Genomic DNA, 21,112 nt, shown 5'->3' with positions numbered 1-21,112 from the left:
ATATTTATTAAGATATTGATCATTGCTGATTTGAAGGGAGGAGGAAATAAATGGAGGATACAAATAAATCACAGTATGTTCTTGAACTAAGAAATATAGAAAAAGAGTATTTTGGGAACAGTGTTCTAAAAGGTATAAATTTGAAAGTAAAAGCTGGGGAGATACATGCCATTGTAGGTGAAAACGGTGCCGGGAAGTCTACTCTTATGAATATTATTTTCGGTATGCCTGTAATAAAGAATACAGGCGGCTATAAGGGCAAGGTCTTACTGGATGGAAAAGAAATTGACATTAAATCACCTAATGATGCTATAGAATTAGGTATAGGCATGGTGCACCAAGAGTTCATGCTGATGCCGGGCTTCACGATCACGGAGAATATTAAGCTAAACCGTGAGATACTTAAGGCGAATCCTGTAAGCAAACTTATCAGCCCTATGTTGAAAACATTGGATGTAGAAGCTATGAGAAAAGATGCACGGAAAGCATTGAAAGAGTTAGGAATGACTGTAGATGATTGGCTGCCCATTGCAGGACTGCCGGTAGGCTATATGCAGTTTGTAGAAATTGCAAGGGAGATTGACAAAGAGAATATTAAGCTGCTGGTATTTGACGAACCTACGGCTGTACTGGCGGAAAGCGAAGCGGAGAAGCTTCTGGAAGCTATGAAAAGGCTTGCGGCAAAAGGCATTGGCATATTATTTATTACTCATAGGCTTGACGAGGTCATTGCGGTTTCAGACACTATTTCAATCCTTCGCGATGGTGAGCAGGTAGCTTCAATGGCCAAGAAAGATACGACTATGGAAAAGATTGCTCAGCTAATGGTTGGCCGAAAGATAGAAAGAATTGAGAGAACAAATAACAGAGCCTCAAGTGACAGTGAAGATGCTATCATGTCCATAAAGGATCTTTATGTATATATGCCCGGAGAAAGCGTAAGAGGAGTAAGCCTTGATATAAGAAGAGGTGAGATACTGGGAATCGGCGGATTGGCAGGGCAGGGGAAAATAGGCCTGGCCAACGGAATTATGGGATTATACAGGTCAACAGGAGAAGTTTATAAAAATGGACAGCTTATTGAACTTAACAATCCCAGAAAATCTATAGAAAATAAGCTTGCTTTTGTTTCGGAGGATAGAAGGGGTGTTGGATTGCTTCTGGATACTTCTATAGAAATGAATATTGTAATGACAAGCATGCAGATAAAGGATGGCTTTTTGAAGCCATTATTAGGAATAAAAGCATTCAAGATGATGGATGAAAAGAAGATAAGAAAACACGCAAACAAGTATATTAAGGAGCTTGATATAAGATGTACAGGACCTACGCAATATACAAGACGCTTGAGCGGTGGGAACCAGCAAAAGGTCTGCATTGCAAGGGCTTTGACGTTAGAACCTGAGATATTGTTTGTATCGGAGCCTACAAGAGGTATAGATATCGGTGCAAAGAAGCTGGTTTTGGATTTATTGATTAAGTTGAATGAAGAGCAGGGGATGACAATAGTAATGACTTCAAGTGAATTGGGCGAATTAAGATCGATATGCGATAGGATAGCATTGATATATGATGGAAAACTGCAAGGTATATTAGATCCTCAGGACTCAGATGTGGATTTCGGCCTCATGATGGCAGGCAAGCCTGGCGCACATGCAAAGGAGGTAATCTAGATGAAGAATTTATGGAAGAATTCTATCGAAAGATTTGGACATCCTAAAGTCTATTGTACGCTTTTTTTAATGCTTCTTTTGATAACAGCGTTTTTTTTGAAGCAAGATATATTTGGGTTGATTTGTACTGCATTGATAAGGATTGGGCAGAATAGCATATTGGTGTTGGCAATGGTGCCGTGTATTGTGTCCGGAACCGGACCGAATTTTGCATTGTCCATAGGAATGATTTGCGGTGCATTAGCGGGCTGTATATCAATAGAATTAAATATGACAGGTATGTCCGCTTTTATGACTGCAATACTCATTGCGATTCCAATCTCAGTTATTGCTGGATTGATTTATTCAATAATCCTAAATAGGGTAAAGGGTGACGAAATGACTGTAGGCACTTATATGGGATACTCTGTTGTATCTCTTATGTGTATAGGCTGGTTGATCATACCTTTTAAAAACCCTGAAATGATATGGGCCATAGGAGGAAAAGGCCTCAGATCTACTATTTCTCTTACAAACAGATATGGTAAAGTATTGGATGAGCTTGGCAACATAAAAATAATGGGCCAAGTTATACCGTTAGGAACCTTTGTGTTCTTTGGACTATGTTGCTGTCTCATGTGGTTATTCTTAAGATCTAAGACAGGAGCAGCCATGGTGGCGGCAGGAGATAATCCGAAATTTGCCGAAGCTTCCGGTATTAATGTGGATAGACAGAGAACTATCGGTACAGTATTATCTATGGTTTTAGGAGCCGTAGGCATACTGGTATACGGTCAGAGCTATGGATTTATCCAATTATATACTGCTCCGTTGAATATGCCGTTTTTGGCTATTTCTGCTATACTAATAGGCGGTGCAAGCATTAAAAAGGCAAGCATAGGAAATGTTATATCAGGAGTCATCATTTTTCAGTCATTATTGGCCATATCGCTGCCGGTTATTAACGGTTTACTGCCTGTAGGCAGCTTGTCTGAGGTAGTAAGAATTATTGTTCAAAATGGAGTTATACTATATGCTCTAACGAAAGCAGGAGGTGGCGAATAGAATGAATACTGAATTAAAAATTGACAGCAAAAAAGCAAATAAGTTCAGTATACTGGCAGCTATGTCCAAGTACTCAGTTCCGCTATTATTTGCAGTAGTATGCATTGCGGGTGCTGTTTTGTCTAAACTGTCTTTGAAATATATTATTTCGGATGTAATTCTAAGATTAAATAGAAATCTATTCCTGGTTATTGCACTGATAATTCCCGTGCTGGCCGGGATGGGCCTTAACTTTGCTATAGTGGTTGGTGCAATCGCCGGACAGATAGGGCTTATTTTTATTATAATAATGAACATTGGTGGTGTACCGGGGCTTCTTGCCGCGGTTGCGTTTGCCACTCCTTTTGCCGTTCTTTTCGGTTACGGAGTAGGTAAGATCTTGAACAAAACCAAAGGCCGTGAAATGATCACAGGAATAATTATGGGATTTTTCTCTAACGGTTTATATCAATTGGTATTCTTACTATTTATGGGTACTATCATACCGGTAAAAAATCCTCAAATAATACTTCCGGGGGGTATTGGATTAAAGAATGCTTTGGAGCTAGATCTTATTCAGAATTCTTTGGATAACATAATCAATATTCCTATCATGGGTGTCAAGATACCGGTCTTTACATTTATACTTATTGCATTGTTATGTGTTTTTAATCAGTTTATTCTTAAAACAAAGCTGGGTCAGAACTTTAGAGCATTGGGTCAAGACATCCATATCGCAGATGTGGCAGGAATCAATGTTGATAAAACAAGAATTGTTGCCATGGTTATGTCTACAGTGCTGGCTGCATGGGGACAGATTATCTTCCTTCAAAATATAGGAACATTGCAAACCTACACAGCTCATGAGCAGGTCGGAAGGTTTGCCGTGGCTGCTTTGGTTATCGGAGGTGCTACTGTTACAAAAGCCACAATAGGTCAAGCTATATTAGGTACAATATTGTTCCATACTTTGTTTTCCGTGTCGCCGGCAGCAGGCAAGAACTTGTTCGGAGATGCACAAATGGGTGAATACTTCAGGTCATTTATAGCCTATGGAGTAATTGCATTATCACTGGTACTTCATGCCTGGCAGAAGTATATGAATGCCCGGGACAAAGAAAAAAAGCTCTAGTAAAAACTTTAAATTATATATTGACAATCTTAATGCATAATGCTATCCTATATTAGTCAATATATAAAAAGATTTAATAAATTATTATAAGCTTTTGCATTTGATTTGCATTTAAGTAGAAGGTCCGCTTCTCACCTTACGGCGATGCTGATAAGGTAAAATAGTCCATGTGTATTGATTATTATGGGCAGGTGGATTTTTCTACCTGCCCAATTATATTATGGAGGTGATCAACTATAAGTAACAATAAGGATGTTCAAATCAACGAAGATATAAGAGATAAAGAGGTAAGAGTAGTTGATGTTAATGGAGAACAGCTTGGGATAATGTCTTCCAGGCAAGCTCTTGAAATTGCCGCGGAAAGAGAATTAGACCTTGTTAAGATAGCTCCGCAGGCTAAGCCGCCGGTATGCAAGATAATGGACTATGGCAAATTTACTTTTGAACAGAGCAAGAGAGAAAAAGAAGCTCGCAAAAACCAAAAAGTTGTTAACATCAAAGAAATCAGATTTTCTCCAAAGATAGAGGAACATGATCTTAATGTAAAAGCAAAAAATGCTCAAAAGTTTTTACATGATGGTGACAAGGTTAAAGTGACCATAAGATTCAGAGGCAGAGAAATAGACCATGTGGCATACGGTGAAAAAGCCCTGGAACGTTTTTATGAAATTTTGAAGGATTATTGTGTTATTGAAAAACCGGCGAAACTGGAAGGTAAAAATCTTTCTTTAACTTTAGCGCCTAAACAATAGTAGAAAAGGGAGGACTTTGTAATGCCAAAAATGAAAACCCACAGAGCTTCGGCAAAAAGATTCAGCTTTACTAAATCAGGAAAAGTAAAAAGAGCTAAGGCTTTTAAACAGCATATTTTGACTAAGAAAACTTCAAAAAGAAGAAGGAATCTTAGAAAAACAGGTTATGCCAGCGCAGCTGAGGCAAAAATTATTAGAAAATTAGTACCATATAAATAATTCCATAAGGAGGCAGCATTAACATGGCAAGAGTAAAAAGAGCGGTAAATGCCCATAAAAAACGTAGAAAAACATTGAAGCTGGCTAAGGGTTATGTAGGCGCCAGAAGTAAAAAATATAGAATAGCCAATGAAACAGTGATCAGGGCATTAAGATTTGCTTATATAGGAAGAAAGCTCAGAAAGAGAGATTTCAGAAAGCTATGGATAGCAAGAATAAATGCAGCAGCTAGAAACAATGGATTATCCTACAGTAAATTCATAAATGGACTTAAGCTTTCAGGCATTGAGATAAACAGAAAGATGCTTGCTGAAATGGCTATTAATGATGAAGCAGGCTTTGCCAAATTGATCGATATAGCTAAAGAAAAAATAAATGCATAAAAGACCGAAAGGTCTTTTTCATTTTTAAGATTTTTATCCGATTTTGGCATATCGGATCAAGATTGAAATGTTTAGTGGAAAAGTTTAGAATATATATAATTATTAACAAACTGAGGACATAGGAATATTTATTACGATTATTATGAATTATATTATTACAGAGCATAAAAGATCATCTGTAAGAGGTGAAAGATATTATAAAATTGAGCTTTCTTAAAAAGTCAATTAATGCATCACCGTCACAAATTTTAGTCATAGGTTTTGCTGCTATAATATTGTCCGGGGCTATCCTTTTAAATCTGCCGATAGCTTCGAAAGACGGAAATAGTGCTGGCTTCATAAATGCTCTTTTTACAGCCACATCTGCTGTTTGCGTAACGGGTCTGGTTGTCGTAGATACTGCTACACATTGGACCCCTTTTGGTCAGGTGATTATAATTGCATTAATACAAATTGGCGGGCTGGGCTTCATGACCATGTCAACTTTATTATCGCTGCTTGTTGGGAGGAGAATAACACTAAGGGAAAGAATTATGATGCAGGAAGCATTAAACCTAGATGAGCTTGAAGGCTTGGTCAGGCTGACTAAAAGCATTATTATAGCTACCTTTACAATTGAAGCTGCAGGAGCCGTGATATATTCTACAGTTTTTGTTCCTGAGTTCGGAATGAAGAAGGGTATAGCCATGGGGCTGTTTCATTCTATTTCAGCTTTCTGCAATGCCGGCTTTGATTTGATAGGCGGATTTAGGAGTTTCAGCCCATATGTAAATAATGTTGTCATCAACTTTACCACAATGCTGTTGATCATAATCGGCGGATTAGGATTTACCGTTTGGATGGACATATATAACAACAGGAGCTTTGGAAGATTATCTCTTCACAGCAAGGTGGTTTTGAGCGTAACCGGATTTTTAATCACTATCGGAGCATTATTCTTGTTTATGATTGAATATAATAACCCTGCCACGATGGGGGGCTTACCTTTGTCAGGAAAGATTCTTTCTTCTCTGTTTCACTCTGTGTCTCCAAGAACTGCAGGCTTTAATACAATTGATAATGCGGCCTTTACTTCATCATCTAAATTTTTAACCATAATATTGATGTTTATCGGAGGTTCTCCATGCTCAACGGCCGGAGGTATTAAAACTACTACGGCGGGAATCCTCTTCCTCACTGTAGTATCTGTCATCACAGGGCGCGAAGATGCGGAGGTTTTTGAAAAAAGGATTTCCAAAACCATTGTGTATAGGGCTCTTGCTGTTACTGCTGCAGGCTTGCTTATTGTCACAGGCGTAACTATGATTCTATCCATCAGTGAGAATGCAGATTTTCTTACTCTTATGTATGAATCTGCCTCTGCTTTTGGAACCGTTGGATTAAGCTTAAATTATAGCCCGAATCTTTCCTTTATTGGCAAGCTAATAGTATCTGCAACGATGTTCTCAGGAAGAGTAGGTCCTCTGACTCTAGTAGTGGCACTGGCTCAAAGAGCATCCAGGCATAAAAGCAATCTGAAGTACCCTGAAGATAAAATATTGGTGGGCTAAGGAGGTTAATAATGAAACAATTTGTTGTTATTGGAATAGGACGTTTTGGCGGTGCTCTTGCAAAACGATTATATGATATAGGACATGAGGTGTTAGCTGTTGATATAGATGAAGAATTGATCCAAAGGATATCGGATAAGGTCACTCACGCTATTGCTGCCGATGCCACAGACGAAAATGTACTGCGCTCCCTGGGAGTCAGAAATTTTGATGTTGGCGTTGTTGCAATTGGCGATGATATTCAATCAAGCATAATAACTACCTTGATGCTTAAAGAAATGGGCTTGAAATACATTGTGGCAAAAGCTCAAAATGAGGTACATGCCAAGGTGTTGAAAAAGCTTGGCGCCGATAGGGTCGTCTTTCCTGAAAGAGATATGGGCATAAGGGTAGCTCACAATCTTATTGCAACAAATATACTCGATATAATCGAGTTGTCGCCGGATTATAGCCTTCTTGAATTCGAAGTATTTCCCTCATGGATTGGAGAAAATCTGAAAGACCTGAACCTGAGAGCAAAGTATGGCATTAACGTTTTAGCGATTAAAAATAATAATGACAACGGGAGCATAAATGTTTCTCCAAAAGCCCAGGAAACTATCAAGGCAGGGGATATACTCGTTGTTGTAGGAAGCAACGAAGATTTGCTGAAATTAGAGAAAAAAATTGATTAAAGGTGAAATCGCAGTGAAAATTATAACCAGCAGTCAGAATAAAGTGATTAAGCATGCTAAATCTTTACAATTTAAAAAATATAGGGATGCAGCCGGAGAGTATTTACTGGAAGGTATTAAGCTCTTGCAGGAAGCTATAAAATATGACGCGGATATTAGCCACATCTTTTATCATGATGAAGTTTTGGGCAATCCGGATATACAAGATATTATTGATACTTGTATCGAAAGAAAAATTCCGGTTTATGAGATGGAAGAAAAGTTATTTTTAGATATAAGTGAAACAAAAACCTCTCAAGGGGTAATAGCCATAGGAAAAAAGAGAGATTATGACATGACCTCACTCATCAAGCAGAAATGTTTCAATATTGTAATGCTGGAAGAAGTGCAAGACCCGGGCAATGTAGGCACTATAATCAGGACTGCAGATGCCTGCGGCTTTGATATGGCTATTTTGTCAAAAGGCTGCGCGGACATATATTCTGGTAAAACTATAAGGTCAACTATGGGCTCTTTATTTCATATGCCCATCATTCCTGATATGGATTTTGAACATATGCTGGGAATCTTAGAAAGCGTGGGAGCCCTGACGTTAGCTGCAGCTCCTCATGACGGTATGCCTTGCTATGATATCAGATATAAAGACAAAAACGCGATAATTGTAGGAAATGAATCCAAGGGGCTGACTGGTGCTGTTATGGATAAAGCAAGCTTAAAGGTAAACATACCTATGATAGGCAGGGCGGAATCTTTAAATGCAGGTGTGGCTGCATCCATATTGATGTATGAAATTATGAGGCACAGGCTTGCAAGGTGATTAAAAAAAATTTACCATTATTGTAATAAAGAATATCATATGTTATAATTCTGAATAAGCTGAATACAAAACTAGATACGAAAGTCAATGAAGGGAAAAGTAGGTTATATCAAGGTACAAGAGATATGGTACCATGGCTGGGAGTACCGTTTACCATATATATCTGAAGTTCGTTCCGGAGATTCAGAGCTGAAATTCAGTAGGCTCTGACGGTGTTAACCGTTAATTTGTGAGTGGCCTGTACGTAAGGCAATTAGGGTGGTACCGCGGAAACCTCCGTCCCTTTGGGGTTGAGGTTTTTTTTGTTTTTGTTGAATGATCTATTGAAAGGAGTTTTATATATGAAAGATAAGCTGGAGAAGATTAAAAGTGAATCCATTGTCGAAATTGATAATGTGGAAAATGCGCAGCAGCTTGAAGAAATCAGAATCAAATATCTTGGGAAAAAAGGAGAATTGACCCAACTGCTTCGCGGCATGGGGCAATTGAGCCCTGAGGAAAGGCCCCTCATAGGCCAGCTGGCAAATGAGGTCAGAGATCAGATCAATGACAAGATTGAGGAAACAGCATATTGTTTAAAGCGAAAAGATCTGGAAAAGAGGTTGCGCAGCGAATTTATAGATGTTACTATGCCCGGCAAAAAGAAGCAGCTGGGGAACAGGCATCCGATGACCAAGGTATTAAATGAAATTGAGGATATTTTTATTGGAATGGGCTTTACCGTGGTTGAAGGGCCGGAAATTGAGAAGGCTTACTATAATTTTGATGCTCTTAATCACAGCAAATATCACCCTGCCAGAGATATGCAGGATACATTTTATATAACTGAAGAATTATTATTGAGGACTCAAACTTCTCCCAACCAAGTTAGGACTATGGAGAAGCAAAAACCGCCTATTAGAGTTATTGTACCCGGCAGGGTATACAGAGCAGATGAGATCGATGCTACACACTCACCGATGTTTCATCAAATAGAAGGTCTGGTCGTTGACAAAGGAATAACTATGGCGAATCTTAAAGGTACTTTAGATATATTTGCTAAGAAATTATACGGTGAAAAGACTCAAACCAAATTTAGGCCCCACCATTTTCCTTTTACTGAGCCCAGTGCTGAGATGGATTGCACTTGCTCTGCCTGCGGAGGAACCGGCTGCCGCATATGCAAATACACCGGTTGGATTGAAATATTGGGCGCAGGCATGGTTCACCCCAATGTGCTTGCAAATTGCGGCATAGACACTGAAGTATATTCCGGATTTGCGTTTGGTATGGGATTGGATAGGATCACAATGTTGAAATATGATATTTCCGATTTAAGACTTATGTTTGAAAACGATAAGAGATTCTTAGATCAGTTTTAGGAGGGAGGAATATAGATGCTTGTACCAATAAAATGGCTTAAAGATTATGTTGATATAGATATGGATATAAAAGAATTTGCAGACGGAATGACCATGTCTGGCTCCATGGTTGAAGGTGTGGAAGATATAGGTCAGAATATAGAAAAGGTTGTTGTCGGCAAGATACTTGAAATCAGCACCCATCCTGATGCAGATAAACTATTGGTGACAAAGGTCGATGTAGGCGGCGAAATTGTTCAAATAATCACCGGCGCAACAAATATAAGGGAAAATGACTATGTGCCTGTTGCACTTCATGGCTCCAGCTTGCCTAACGGTACAAAAATTAAGAGAGGCAAATTAAGGGGCCTTGAATCAAACGGCATGCTATGCTCGCCGGATGAGCTTGGACTGGACGCAGAAAGCCTTCCAAGCGGTGTTGATATGGTTGACGGCATATATATACTGGACCGGGCATACCCTCTTGGCAAAGATATTAAAGAAGTGCTGGGCCTGGATGATAAAATAATCGAATTTGAGATTACCAATAATAGACCGGATTGCCTTAGTATATTGGGCATAGCCAGGGAAGCTGCCGCAACCTTTGGGCTGAAAATGAAATACCCCAGCGAGGAAGTATCTGGAAAGGATGGAGAAGCATCCGATTATATATCTGCCAGCGTGAAGGATGCTGATTTATGCCTTAGATTTGCAATACGGGTGATAAAAGATGTAAAGATAAAAAACTCTCCTTCATGGATGCAGGAAAGACTTTTAAAGGCTGGAGTAAGGCCAATAAATAACATAGTCGATATAACCAATTACGTAATGCTGGAAACAGGGCAGCCGATGCATGCCTATGATCTTGATATGCTTGAAAACAAAGAAATAGTTGTAAGAAGAGCGGAAAAGGATGAGAAGGTCACCACTCTTGATGAAAATGAAAGAAATTTGGATGATTCAATCCTGGTTATAGCAGACGGGAAAAAGGCAATAGGCATTGCAGGAATTATGGGCGGCTATAACAGCGAGATTAAAGAGGATACTAGAACTATCGCTTTCGAATGTGCTAATTTTGATGCGGTTAATATAAGATTATCATCGAAAAAATTGGGCTTGAGGACAGAGGCTTCTTCAAGGTTTGAAAAGGGCTTGGATATGGAGATCGTATCCCTTGCAATGAACAGAGCCTGCCATCTTGTTGAAATGCTGGATGTCGGAGAGGTTGTAGGCGGTACAATAGATATTTACCCTGCTAAAAAAGAAAAAAGGATGGTCACATTAAGGAGCGACAGGGTAAAGTGGCTTTTAGGCGTAGACATACCTATTGCCAGGGTCAAACGAATGTTGGAGTCTTTGGAATTTGAGGTTGCTGGTGAAGAAGTATTAGAAATAAAAGTTCCGACTTTTAGAGATGATGTGACTATGGAAGCTGATTTGATTGAAGAGATAGCCAGATTATATGGATATAATAATATCCCATCTAAGCTTATGGATACAACTTTTACCCAAGGCGGAAGGGATGCTAAGCAGCAAATCAGAAATATTGTCAGAGATAATATGGAAGCTCAGGGCTTATATGAAGCTTACACATATTCCTTTGTGAGTCCGGCCGTATTCAACCAGATAAACCTGAAGGCAGAGAATCCCTTGAGAAAGGCGATAAAAATATTAAATCCTCTTGGAGAAGAACAAAGCATAATGAGAACTACAATGATTCCGAACATCCTTGAGGTTATAAGCAGGAACTATAATAGAAAGATAGTAGAAGGAATGTTTTATGAATTATCCAAGGTATATCTGTCAGAAGATTTGCCCTTGAAGGATTTAGCTTATGAGCGAGATACTTTGACCATAGGAATTTATGGCAATGTAGATTTTTATGATTTGAAGGGTATTATTGAGAACATGTTGTCCATTTTAAATATCAGCAAGTACAGAGTGCTTCCCTCCAATCATGAAAGCTTTCATCCGGGCAGGACTGCTGAGCTGCTGATAAATAATAAGAGGATAGGATATTTGGGAGAAATACATCCGGATGTGCTGGATAACTATGATATTCCATCCAGGGTATATATCGCTGAACTGGATTTTGAGGAAATTTTCCGTCAGATTGACCTGACCATAAAATATAAACCCCTTCCCAAATATCCCTCCATTGAGAGAGATATAGCAGTAGTAGTTGCAGAGGAAGTTACTGCAGGCCAAATTGAAGAAATAATAAGAAATAAGGGCGGAAGGCTTGTTGATGAGGTAAAGCTGTTTGACATATATAGAGGCTCACAGATAGAAGAGGGCTATAAGAGCATGGCCTATAGCATAGTTTACCGCTCTGATGAAAAAACACTTACCGAAGAAGATATTACAAAGGTTCATAATAAAATATTGAATTCTCTGACCAATCAGGTTGGAGCAGTGCTAAGGAGCTAGTATTATTAAGGTGGCATGGATGAGCAGCATCTATGTCACCTGCTTATGGTGAGAGGTGAAGTGCTTTGCAGGAAATAGTGAGAGTAGTTGATCTAAAAAAATATTATGAGATTTATGATGCCAAGGCTCGGCAAAGCAAGTTTGTGAAAGCCGTAGATGGCATATCATTTTCCATCCATCAGGGTGAAACCTTGGGCTTGGTAGGCGAAAGCGGTTCCGGCAAAACGACCACGGGAAAGCTCATATTAAACCTTATAAAACCCACCTCAGGCGAAATTTTTCTGGAAGGTAAAAGCTTGAGCAGCCTAAATCATAAAGAGATGAGAGAATTAAGAAAAAGCATTCAAGTCGTATTTCAAAATCCATATGCAGCATTAGATCCGAAAATGACAATAAGAGATATTTTGACTGAGCCGCTGAGCATACATAAGATCGTATCCAAATATGATTACAATAATGAAGTCAAGAGGCTTCTTAATATGGTGGGGCTGAGCGAAAGCGATATGGACAAGTTCCCTCACGAATTCAGCGGCGGTCAAAGGCAGAGGATTGGCATAGCAAAAGCCATAGCCGTAAAACCCAAATTTATTATTTGTGATGAGCCGGTTTCTGCTTTGGACGTATCAGTTCAATCCCAAATACTAAATTTGCTTTGTGAGCTCCAAAGAGAAATAAAGGTATCCTATTTATTTATTGCTCACGGCTTAAACGTAATAAGGCACGTTTCTGATAAGGTTGCCGTGATGTACTTAGGCAATATTGTCGAATACGGAGATGTAAAGACGGTGTTTGATGAATGCAAACATCCCTACACAAAGGCATTAATTTCTTCGGCTCCCATTCCTGATCCTAACAGAAGAAATAATACCATTGCGCTAAAGGATGAGATACCGAGCCCGATCAATGTACCCGATGGATGCCCTTTTCACCCAAGATGCTACGAAGCTTCAGATATATGTAAAAACAAAAAACCTTTTTTGATGAATGTTTCATCAAGCCATGCAGTGGCATGTCATCTTACTTACAGTTAAAGGTGGTTTTACATTGAATAGAGTGAGACATATTATTAAAAAAATGTTTTATGGGATGATTATCCTAATAGCTTTCACTTACATAAGTATTTTTATCTTTTCTATTCCGACCAGCTATAAATGGGAAATTAAAAGCGGCAGGATTGTTTCTAATTATCCTGTCAGTATGATTCTCAAAAGGAGCAATTCTATATTTGTTTCTCTTTTGGAATTTAATATTGGAGAGAATATTAAGGGGAAGTCATTAGTGGAGCTGCTGTATAGAGCTTCCGGGAAAACTGCTTTACTTCTTTCTGCCTCTATAACCATAGCATTGATTTTTGGAATATTAAAAGGAATAATAGACAGCAATAAAGGCAAAAAAAGCAGTTCTTCATTAAAAATCCTTACCTCCATATTGCCCATATCTCTTCCCGATGTTTTGATAGCTGCAATCATGCAGGGCTTTGCGATTTGGTTAAATCAAAAAGGCATACATATATTCAAGGTTGCTGGATCAAAAACAATAAGCCATTCTTTTCTGCCCATAATTGTATTGTCAATACTACCTGCTTTTTATATTGCAAGAATCACTGCGCTGGCAGTGGAGGAATGCTTTAAAAAACATTATATACTTGCTGCAAGAGGCAAAGGGTGCTCTTCGCACAGAATTCTATGGAACCATGTCATGAGAAATGCAATAAGAACTATTGTCGAGGGATTGCCGAACACATCATCATTAATAATAAGCAACACTTTGATTGTAGAATATGTTTTTTCTTACCCCGGATTAACTACTGCTCTTATGAATCATATCACCATGCGCGATGCCAGAAGCTCTGCAATTATTATTATTTTAATCGGTTTTATTTACTTTGCCTTAAACGGATTATTCGGTTTAATAAATATGATTATAAAGAGATCCTATAGGGGGGAAGCGGTATGAGAAGAATAAATGTATCCCTTTTTATTGGTGCAGCAATTTTGTTATTCTTTCTTTCAATGTGTTTTTACCCGGAGTATTTCTCCGATGCAGATCCCTATGGGAGAGAAAGGCTTCAGTATTCAAATGAAAACGGCAAGGGCACAATAACCGTGCCTCCTATTCCGCCCAACGAAGAATATCCTTTTGGAACGGATCACAGAGGCAGAGATGTGAAAAGCTTAATAGTATATGGGAGCAGATTGACTATATTCTCGGCATTGAGCATAGCCGCAATAAGGCTGATGATAGCTTTGCCCTTATCAATAGCAGCAGCATATAAGGTAAGATTCGCCAATAACTTTATAAGCTTCTTCAACACCATGTTCAGCGCCTTTCCGCTGATAATTGTAATCATTGTTTTATCGCGGATCAGTTTATTTCAAGAGATATTCAAAAGCACCAGCTATACAAATATGGTTTTGCTTTCGGTGCTGGGCTGGAGCAAGTTAGCTCATATGCTCAGGGCGAGGATTGATGAAATACTCCATCAGGACTTTATCGAAGGAGAAATTGCCATTGGAAAGAATAAATTAGAGATTGCATTGCAAAATATTTTGCCTCATTTAATACCCTCAATGCTTGTATTATTTTTCCTTGAAACTGCTTTAGTATTGCTGACTCTATGCCAATTAGGCGTTTTTGGATTGGCATTCAGCGGGGGCTATGAAAATTCAGAAGGGGAATTAAGAGTTCCTTTAGAGTTTGATTGGACTTCTATGCTGGCTTTTTCAAAATATTTCTACAGGGGAGAAAACAGCTACCTTGTATTATTTCCGTCTATAGCCTTTGCATTGAGTATAATTGGCTTTAATATGACAGGAGAAGGTTTAAAAATAGAGTTTGAAAAAGAAAACTCAAAAGTGATCACATTTATCAGAGCAATTCCTTCTTTTTTATCACCTATAAGGCTGGTCCATGAAATAAGAAATTTCGATAAATATAGAAAAAGTGTTATACGAAAGCTCGCTTTTTACTGTTTTGTTTTTTTAATAGTGTTTTTTCCCCAGTTTAAGAGCCCGTATAAATTTGATGATAACAATGTGATGAGGATTATGTCTGAGCTTACTTCAGAGAAGTACGAAGGCCGCTTGACAGGCTTCAGCAATAAAGACAGCCATGTTTCCGGTTATATTACCGGTAAGCTTCAAGAATATGGCTTAGAAGCTTTTGACGGGGAATATGTACATGAGAATGCGGTTGAAGAAGTATTTAATATAAAGAATGCAGAGTTCAGATTGATAGATGATGATAGGCCTGAAGAATTATTATTTAAATTCAGAGAGGATTATATGGTGACTTCCAGTAATTCCTATGATGGCATATTAGATATTGAATTGTTTGAAATGAGGAGGTTTGAGGTCAGAGAAATAGAACTTAATGCTGAGCGTTACAAGGGAAAGGCTCTTATTATAGATGCAAGATATATGGATCCAAGAATGTTTACTTCCTTAAATGATGCCCTATCCTTTTATGCAAAGCCCGGTGCTATAATATATATTGATGACTGGACAAGCAGGGATACAAAATATAAAAGCGATATCATCAACAAAACCTTTAATGATGTATTAACATTGTCTTTGTCTTCGGAGGCGGGAGATCGATTGATGAGGATGGGTAAATGCAAGGTGCGAATTACTGTTAATATTGAGAAAAAACAAAATGTAGCCGCAAGAAGCGTCATTGGATATATTCCCGGTGCAGATAAAAGCAAGAATAATGAGTTTGTTGTTATCGGGAGCAATCTGGATGGAGTGGGCTACGACCAGGATGTTAAATATCCTGCCGCCGGAAGAGCAGCAGGAGCTGCAGTATCTCTGGAGATAGCCAGAGCAATTTCAGAGAGCGGGGTTAAGCCGGATCGGAGCATAGTTTTTGCTTTTTGGGATGGCAATATGACCCATGATAGAGGATCTAAACACTTTTTTTATAAATATATAATCAATAAAAATAAAAGGATACTTTATATAGATTTAATGAATTTGGGCTACAAAGGTACAAACAAATTGCTTGTGGATAACTCGAAAATTTTTCCCAATAACAAGCAAGAGCAAAAATTTGTTAAGATGTTGAAAGAAAACGCCAAAAAAAATGAGGTGAAGCTTTTATTCGGAGGGTTATATAGCCCTGCAGCGATTGATTTCACCAGCAGAGAAAGCCAGCCAATGATATTGGACAGTTATATATCAGATGAGATTGCAATGACACAGCAAGACAGCATTGATGAAATAGATTCTGTAAAGCTCAGGCAGACGGGTCAGATGCTGTTGGATACCATCATATATTCTTTCACGGGAGGAAATAAACAATGAAGCCTCTATTAGAAATAAAAGATCTGCAGGTTTCTTTCTTAATGAAGGATAAATTAATAAATGCTGTTGACGGTGTCAGCTTTGATATACCAAGGAAGAAAATAGTCGCCTTAGTTGGTGAATCCGGAAGCGGAAAGAGTGTGACAGCATTGTCGGTAATGGGCTTGATTGGCTATGAAAGCGGAAGGGTGATGAACGGGGAGATCATATTTGATGGACAGGATATTTTGAATATGAAGGAAAAAAAACTATCTAAAATAAGAGGCAAGGATATCTCAATGATCTATCAAGATCCGATGAGCACTCTAAATCCTGCCATTTCAGTAGGAGAGCAGATCAGAGAGAGTTTGTTGATACATAAGATGGCTTCACGCAAGGATAGTAAAGAAATTTCTATTAAGCTTATGGAGGAAGTAGGCATTCCTGATTCGCCTCAAAGGTATAGAGATTTGCCGGGATCTTTCAGTGGGGGTATGCGCCAAAGAATAATGATTGCGATGGCTTTAAGCTGCAAACCCAAGCTCCTTATTGCGGATGAGCCGACTACTGCATTGGATGTGTCCATACAAGCTGAAATCATGAATACGCTGCAAGATATGAAAAATAGAATTGGAATGTCTGTTTTGCTCATAACCCATGATTTGGGATTGGTTGCCCAATATGCCGAGAGGGCCATCGTGATGTATTGCGGCAAGGTTATGGAAGAATCATCAGTGCAATCCTTATTTGAAGAGCCTCTTCATCCTTATACGATTGGGCTGATGAATTGCATTCCAAGAATTGATATATCGAGGGATGAGCTTTCTTCCATACCCGGCTATGTGCCAAGCATTGCTAACTATCCTTCAGGCTGCAGATTCCATGACAGATGCTCTGAAGCAAAGCCCGTTTGCAGAGACAAAATGCCGGATTTGATACAGATAAATGAAGACAGAAGAGTAAGATGCTGGTTGTATTGATTTAAATAAATGCTGTAGGGGGTAAATCATATGAAGTTTAAAAGTTATATTAAATTTGTACTGGCAGTGGCCCTGATTTTGTTTATCACTTCGGTAGTATATATAATTGAACCTGCTATGAGATTAGAAAAGACCAGTGTTTCCTATGCAGCGAAAAGAGATCTGGTGCAATCCATAGTGGTAAGCGGGACTGTTGAGGCCAAAGCCAGAGAAGATATAACCGTGGCCGGAGGTCAACTCATAAAAAAGCTATACATAGAAAAAAACAGCATTGTTAATAAAGGAGAAACCCTATTCGAAATAGATGACAACAGCCTTGAAATGAATATAAAAAGCAAAGAAATTGAGTTGAAAAAGGCCGAATTGGAACTCCAGACTGCCAGAACTGCAAGCCTGCAAAAAGATAATGCCCAAAATATGTTAGCTTTAGAAGAATCAGAGTTAAACATTATGAAGCTCAGGGCCAATATAGAGGAGATAAAAGAGAATTTGGATGTAAGCCGGTCGATGTATGAAAAAGGCTATCTTTCAAAAAAAGATTTGGAAGCTGAGGAGTATAACTATAAAAAAGCTTCTGCTGAGCTTGAGCTTATGGAGAAAGAATTCGAGCTGGACAAAGAAAAAAATGAAGAATTTGTATTGAATTATGATAAGAATAAAAGGAACGATGAAGAAAGCCTGTCAAATAATATGGAACTGATAAAGCTGCAGCTTCGCGAATTATATAATAAAGCAAAGGAGACAAATACTGCATCCATCGATGGTAAAGTCATTAATCTGGAATTAAAAGAAGGTGAAAAGGTCAATTCAAATGGACCACATATATCAATCTATGATTTGTCAGAGCTTTATATAGATATCATGGTAAATCAAAGATATGCATCATATATTAAGCTGGGCGACATTGCTGAAATTACAATGCCGGGCGTAGAAAAGAACAAGCTATACGGCAGTGTTTACAGCATTGATGAGGTTGCAAGCACAGACCCTTCTTCAGGAAGAGAGACAGGCTTGAAAGTGAAGGTGCAGATTAATAATCCTGACCCTGTTGCCAAAGTAGGTTATAAGGCTAGTGTTAAGCTGATATTCAACAGTAAAGAAAATGCTGTAACGGTTGATTATAGGGCTATAGTTAAAGATAGAGATGATAATGAGTTCATATATATTTTAAAAGACGGCATAGCTAACAAAACTTATGTAGAAACTGGGATTAAGACCGATTTTGATGTTGAGATCACTAAAGGCGTCATAAGCGGAGATCAATATATTGTAAATCCTTCTGAAAGGATGAGAGAAAAGAATTCCTTCAGATTGTGGAGGTATGAGATTAGATGATTACTCAAATAAAAGACATGGTTATTTGGGCTGATAATCTTACAATAAATGACAGCTTAAAGGATATCAATCTGATTGTAGAAAAGGGAGATTTGATCTGCATAACAGGACTTAGCACGGAAGATAAAAGAGATTTTATAAGAGTGCTTGGCTGCTTTGAAAGGCCAAGCAAGGGTAAATATGTATATGATTATGAAAATGTAAATTTAGCGGAATATGGCAGGCTGGATGCTATCAGAGCCGGCAAAATAGGCTATGTGTTTAGCAAGCCCATACTTTTTGAAGATTTGAATGTGATCCAAAACGTGACATTCTGGATGAAGAATATTTGCTCTCATGAGAAAGTCCAAGAATTAGGGCATAACATATTGAAAGAATTGGAAATGGAAGAAAAATGTATGCTTAGCATAGAGAAATTAAACAAATTTGAGAAGGTGATTGTATCTTTTGCAAGAGCTGCTATAAATAATCCGCTATTGCTGATTGTCGACAATATTTTTTCTTGGTTGGGTCCTGTTGATTACGGCAAAGCAGCAGAATTGATATCGAAATTCACTGAAAAGGGCATAACCGTTATAGTTTTTACAGATTTTACGGAGTATTTGCCTGAGGTTAAAAAAGTTATTCATTATTAATTTTACTGCAATAACTTTAATTTAACTTGTTTTGCTGACTGCTGAAAGAATCATTATTAAGGGGTATGTATATGAGAAGAGCTTTATTTAAGTTTATTCATGACAATACTATATTCATGTTTTTCCCCGCAATAGGAATAATTGCGGCACTGGTCTTGCTTACTGCAAGTTTTTCCATATACCGGGGAGGAACTGAAAATGCAACAGCCTGCTATAAGAAATATGATAAAAGCATTTTATCGGCAGGGCTTAAGGATAAAGATAACTTGGCATTATCAAAGAATGTACTGAACTGGGAAGATGGAGATAAGTTCAAAGAAAAGCTCAATAACGTTGAGGAATTGATATTTGCTTGTGAAGGCTCCGGCTCTCTGTCTTCTGATGTTAAGGATATTCAAATAAAAGCTGTGGGGATAAATCATTCTTATTGGAATATTGAGAACAAAAAAATATTATATGGGCGCTTGATAAATGATGAGGATGCGTCTTCGCTCAAATCTGTTGTTGTAATCAATGAAAAGGCCTCATTAGACTTATTTGATACCAAAAACACTGTAGGCAATAATGTAGATATAAATATCGGAGGAAACACAAAAAGCCTGTCGGTGATAGGCATTCTGAAAGATCCGTATTTTTATGATGAATCTGTATGCTATATACCCTACGATTTATTTTCTTCAGACAGTTATGATAATAATTGGATATCGGTAGTGGTTCCAAAAGCTGAAAAAGATCATAGTGGGGACAAACTCTCTAAAATATTGTATGATAGATATGGATCAGACATATATGAAGCCCGTGAATATAAACAGCTGTTGTTTATAGAGGCTTGGCTGAAAGATAACCTGAACTCAGCATGCTTATTGATCATAATGTGTACGTTGATCGGTATAACCACATATGCTTTTGGCATAGGCAATTATTTGAAAACTGAAAAAGAAAAAATATACATGCTGAAAACCTTCGGCGTAAGCGATGATAAAATAAGAATCAAGCTGTTTAATAAGCTTTCGCTGCATGGATTTTTGATATTGCTGGTCAGCATAGCCTTGGGCTACATTGTAGCTTTTATCATAGGGAGCTTGATTTTTATAAAGCCTGGATTTTCTATAATACATATATTCATCATCCTAAGCTACGGTTATTTTTGTTTAGCATTGGCAATATTGATTCCTGTGATCAGGTTTAAAATCAATGATATTTTTTAATTCTATTTATTTTGAAGGAAATACATGATTTATAAAGAATATATATTAAAATTGCAATAACTCTTAAAAGATAGGAGTTGTATTATATGAATACCAGAAAAAAGGTTGTAGTAAATATTTTTGGCAGCGAATACACAATAATTGGAGAAAGCTCTGAAGATCATATAAACTATATAGCGGCAAAGGTCGATGAAACAATGAGAGATATTGGCAGCAGAAACAGCAAATACAGCACTACGATGATAGCTGTTCTTGCTGCTTTGAATATGGCGGATTTTCTTTATAAGGCTCAGGAAGAAGCCAGTGTATTATCTGATGAAAATAAAACGTTAAAAGATGAAATAGCTGTTCCACTTGAAGAACTGGAAAATATCCGTAAAGAGATGGACGCTCTTAAACAGCAATACCTGATCACTCAGGAGGAACTTACCAAAAACCAGATTGAATTAGGCGTAATAAGTAAGGAGCATAAGAATTTATTAAAAGAGAACAAAGACTTGAAGGTTGAACTTGATGTTTCCAGATCTGCTTTGAAGGAAATGCAGAGCAAACTGTTTGAGAGCCAGATTGACCTGCTGAAGGCCAAGAAGGAGCTGGATGAACTTAAATCTTTTAGACATAATAAAAGCAACAGAAATCAGAATAATATCAGCTCATAGTTATATTAATTTTTATAGG

19 protein-coding genes and 1 other annotated feature are annotated in these 21,112 nt (G+C 38.0%); all 19 genes read left to right on the top strand.

Translation table 11 applies throughout. The features are described 5' to 3' along the window. Positions 1-50: 50 nt before the first annotated feature. The 19 genes from LJD61_RS16025 to zapA all read left to right on the top strand — a co-directional run bounded on the left by LJD61_RS16025 (position 51) and on the right by zapA (position 21,093). A complete protein-coding gene (locus tag LJD61_RS16025) occupies positions 51-1,673 on the top strand; it encodes a sugar ABC transporter ATP-binding protein (protein WP_255228553.1) in 1,623 nt (540 codons plus the stop codon). After that, positions 1,674-2,717: an ABC transporter permease subunit gene (locus LJD61_RS16020; protein WP_255228552.1), complete on the top strand. Its 1,044-nt coding sequence runs from the start codon at positions 1,674-1,676 to the stop codon at positions 2,715-2,717. It abuts the gene before it with no gap. Position 2,718: 1 nt separating this feature from the next. Further along, positions 2,719-3,828, top strand: coding sequence for an ABC transporter permease subunit (locus LJD61_RS16015; protein WP_255228551.1), 1,110 nt, complete (start codon positions 2,719-2,721; stop codon positions 3,826-3,828). A 236-nt stretch (positions 3,829-4,064) separates the two neighbouring features. Then, entirely contained in the window at positions 4,065-4,580 is a 516-nt protein-coding gene (gene infC / locus LJD61_RS16010; RefSeq protein WP_255228606.1) for a translation initiation factor IF-3, read from the top strand. 21 nt (positions 4,581-4,601) lie between these two features. Continuing rightward, positions 4,602-4,799, top strand: coding sequence for a 50S ribosomal protein L35 (gene rpmI, locus LJD61_RS16005; RefSeq protein WP_255228550.1), 198 nt, complete (start codon positions 4,602-4,604; stop codon positions 4,797-4,799). 23 nt (positions 4,800-4,822) lie between these two features. Beyond that, positions 4,823-5,182, top strand: coding sequence for a 50S ribosomal protein L20 (gene rplT, locus LJD61_RS16000; RefSeq protein ID WP_255228549.1), 360 nt, complete (start codon positions 4,823-4,825; stop codon positions 5,180-5,182). A 203-nt stretch (positions 5,183-5,385) separates the two neighbouring features. After that, positions 5,386-6,732, top strand: a complete 1,347-nt coding sequence (locus LJD61_RS15995; protein ID WP_303740800.1) for a TrkH family potassium uptake protein — start codon at positions 5,386-5,388, stop codon at positions 6,730-6,732. A gap of 11 nt (positions 6,733-6,743) precedes the next feature. Further along, positions 6,744-7,406 (top strand): potassium channel family protein, encoded by a 663-nt coding sequence (locus LJD61_RS15990; protein WP_303740799.1) that lies wholly within the window; start codon positions 6,744-6,746, stop codon positions 7,404-7,406. A 13-nt stretch (positions 7,407-7,419) separates the two neighbouring features. Beyond that, positions 7,420-8,223 (top strand): TrmH family RNA methyltransferase, encoded by an 804-nt coding sequence (locus LJD61_RS15985; protein ID WP_255228548.1) that lies wholly within the window; start codon positions 7,420-7,422, stop codon positions 8,221-8,223. Between the two features lie 78 nt (positions 8,224-8,301). Next, positions 8,302-8,510, top strand: a binding site (T-box leader). A gap of 54 nt (positions 8,511-8,564) precedes the next feature. Further along, positions 8,565-9,584 (top strand): phenylalanine--tRNA ligase subunit alpha, encoded by a 1,020-nt coding sequence (gene pheS, locus LJD61_RS15980; RefSeq protein ID WP_255228547.1) that lies wholly within the window; start codon positions 8,565-8,567, stop codon positions 9,582-9,584. 15 nt (positions 9,585-9,599) lie between these two features. Continuing rightward, positions 9,600-11,993: a phenylalanine--tRNA ligase subunit beta gene (gene pheT, locus LJD61_RS15975; protein WP_255228546.1), complete on the top strand. Its 2,394-nt coding sequence runs from the start codon at positions 9,600-9,602 to the stop codon at positions 11,991-11,993. A gap of 65 nt (positions 11,994-12,058) precedes the next feature. After that, a complete protein-coding gene (locus tag LJD61_RS15970) occupies positions 12,059-13,024 on the top strand; it encodes an ABC transporter ATP-binding protein (protein WP_255228545.1) in 966 nt (321 codons plus the stop codon). 22 nt (positions 13,025-13,046) lie between these two features. Then, entirely contained in the window at positions 13,047-13,949 is a 903-nt protein-coding gene (locus tag LJD61_RS15965) for an ABC transporter permease subunit (protein WP_255228603.1), read from the top strand. Then, a complete protein-coding gene (locus LJD61_RS15960; protein WP_255228544.1) occupies positions 13,946-16,297 on the top strand; it encodes an ABC transporter permease subunit in 2,352 nt (783 codons plus the stop codon). Before LJD61_RS15965 ends, LJD61_RS15960 begins: the two co-directional genes overlap by 4 nt. Then, positions 16,294-17,256 carry an ABC transporter ATP-binding protein gene (locus tag LJD61_RS15955; RefSeq protein ID WP_255228543.1) on the top strand — a complete coding sequence of 321 codons (963 nt, stop codon included), beginning with the start codon at positions 16,294-16,296 and terminating at the stop codon, positions 17,254-17,256. The genes LJD61_RS15960 and LJD61_RS15955 overlap by 4 nt, the downstream gene beginning before the upstream one ends. A gap of 30 nt (positions 17,257-17,286) precedes the next feature. Continuing rightward, a complete protein-coding gene (locus LJD61_RS15950) occupies positions 17,287-18,591 on the top strand; it encodes an efflux RND transporter periplasmic adaptor subunit (RefSeq protein ID WP_255228542.1) in 1,305 nt (434 codons plus the stop codon). Next, on the top strand, positions 18,588-19,226 hold the full coding sequence (locus LJD61_RS15945) for an ATP-binding cassette domain-containing protein (RefSeq protein WP_255228541.1): 639 nt from the start codon (positions 18,588-18,590) through the stop codon (positions 19,224-19,226). The genes LJD61_RS15950 and LJD61_RS15945 overlap by 4 nt, the downstream gene beginning before the upstream one ends. A gap of 71 nt (positions 19,227-19,297) precedes the next feature. Then, the gene (locus LJD61_RS15940; RefSeq protein WP_255228540.1) at positions 19,298-20,434 is read left to right on the top strand and encodes an ABC transporter permease; all 1,137 of its coding nucleotides are present in this window, start codon (positions 19,298-19,300) and stop codon (positions 20,432-20,434) included. A gap of 86 nt (positions 20,435-20,520) precedes the next feature. After that, entirely contained in the window at positions 20,521-21,093 is a 573-nt protein-coding gene (gene zapA, locus LJD61_RS15935; RefSeq protein WP_255228539.1) for a cell division protein ZapA, read from the top strand. Positions 21,094-21,112: the final 19 nt, after the last annotated feature.

Origin of the sequence: Lutispora saccharofermentans, from assembly GCF_024363565.1 — a bacterium.
Taxonomy (GTDB): domain Bacteria; phylum Bacillota; class Clostridia; order Lutisporales; family Lutisporaceae; genus Lutispora; species Lutispora saccharofermentans.
The sequence above is the reverse complement of the archived record's forward strand: the minus strand, read 5'-3'. Positions and strand labels throughout refer to the sequence as shown.